The organism is Bartonella queenslandensis AUST/NH15 (assembly GCF_000312585.1).
Lineage (GTDB): Bacteria > Pseudomonadota > Alphaproteobacteria > Rhizobiales > Rhizobiaceae > Bartonella > Bartonella queenslandensis_A.
On the sequence record NZ_HE997977.1, the window covers coordinates 86,577 to 88,241 of the forward strand.

Consider the following 1,665-nt stretch of genomic DNA (forward strand, 5'->3'; position numbering starts at 1 on the left):
ACAAAGCCCTCATGAAAAATAGAAAATACCATTATGTTATGATTTCCTCATTTTTTAAGAAATTTTTCTCAAATGTACCTAAGTCCATTTCACGATAGCATCTGTGAGTGGCATAACAGGAAAGCTCTCCGTAAAGTATAAATATTGCACAATATATTGATTTATAATGATATATTTAGCGTCATTCAACTTGAATTAAAATCCTGCATAACGTAGGATTCTATCATTTCAAGTTTGTTTTATGTTGAATCAATCAAAACCTCTTGCTTACACATTACAAGTGGGGCAAAAGCCATGCGGATAAAACTGCACAAAGAAAGACTAAAAATATCTCTTAATAAACCGCCTCAAAACTCAAAGGCTACGCAACATTGTGTATCATCATCTTTACGCTTAATAAAAATGCAAGCCGCTATCATTATACTCTTTGTTAGCGCTATACTATTCCCTAGCCCTTAATATTACACGCTCTCTTGATTAAAATGGTTCATAAAGAAATTTTTACGCACACACCAACCTTGTTATGTAATAGCTAATAGCACCATTTTACGACACAACATCAGGCTTATAAACCAAAGAGTATCATATCCTCACAAACACTCTCGTATGAAAATGATTTACCATGAAACAAAAAACAATATTTCCGTAAAAGATCGCTCAAAGCGCACGATTTACGCAATAGACCATAAGCCCAAAGCAGCATTGATCGCTCTAGAAAAAATCTTACAGTGAAAGCTCTGAACTTTAAGTGTGGAAGCCTATTCTTTTACCATTTCAAGTTTTTAGCCTCTACAAAAGAATATAATCATAAAATAAAAAACTATTTAGTAATTATAAAAAGTATAAATTAAGTTATACTTCTTAACGAAATTCAATTAAAATTTACTTTATTTATTGATAATATAAATACAATATATATTAATATTATTTATTCTTTTTAACCTCCAAAAAATAAACCTTAAAAAATAGAAGTATAACAAGTGATCTTAAAGTGTTCTCCTAAGAAATTATCATGATACAATCGTGTTTTTATGATATACATCGTCAATAGCTTTCACAAACAGAAAAGTTATTAATATAAAAGGGGAATAGTTCATGAATAATCAAACAACTTTAGATCCACATGATACAAGGAAACGTATTTTTGCTATCATATCCAGTGCATCAGGAAATCTCGTAGAATGGTATGATTTTTATGCTTACTCCTTTGCATCGGTTTATTTTGCATCACAATTTTTTCCTGAAGATGAAGATATTGTTACACAACTGTTAAAAACTGCAGGAATCTTTTTTATTGGCTTTCTTATGCGTCCAATTGGAGCATGGCTCTTTGGCTTCATTGCTGACCGCTATGGACGTAAACGCTCAATGCTTATTTCTGTTTTTATGATGTGTGGAGGTTCTTTTCTTATTGCCATACTTCCCACTTACAAAACCTTGGGAATAACAGCAGCATTTCTTCTCCTTTTAGTCCGTATGTTTCAAGGACTTTCCGTTGGCGGTGAATATGGTACAGCAGCCACTTATATGAGTGAAGTTGCGCCCAAAAATCGTCGTGGGCTCTTTGCTTCTTTTCAATATGCAACAACAATCTCAGGTCAACTTCTCGCGAGTTTTATAATATTTATTTTAGCCATTTACCTTAACGAGGCAACATATTATCAT

General features: G+C 32.4%; 1 protein-coding gene. It reads left to right on the forward strand.

Annotation, left to right across the window (positions count from 1 at the left end):
• Positions 1–1,095 precede the first annotated feature (1,095 nt).
• Positions 1,096–1,665, forward strand: a 570-nt coding sequence (locus tag BN338_RS00970; RefSeq protein WP_039758172.1) for an MFS transporter, incomplete at its 3' end; no start/stop codon positions are given.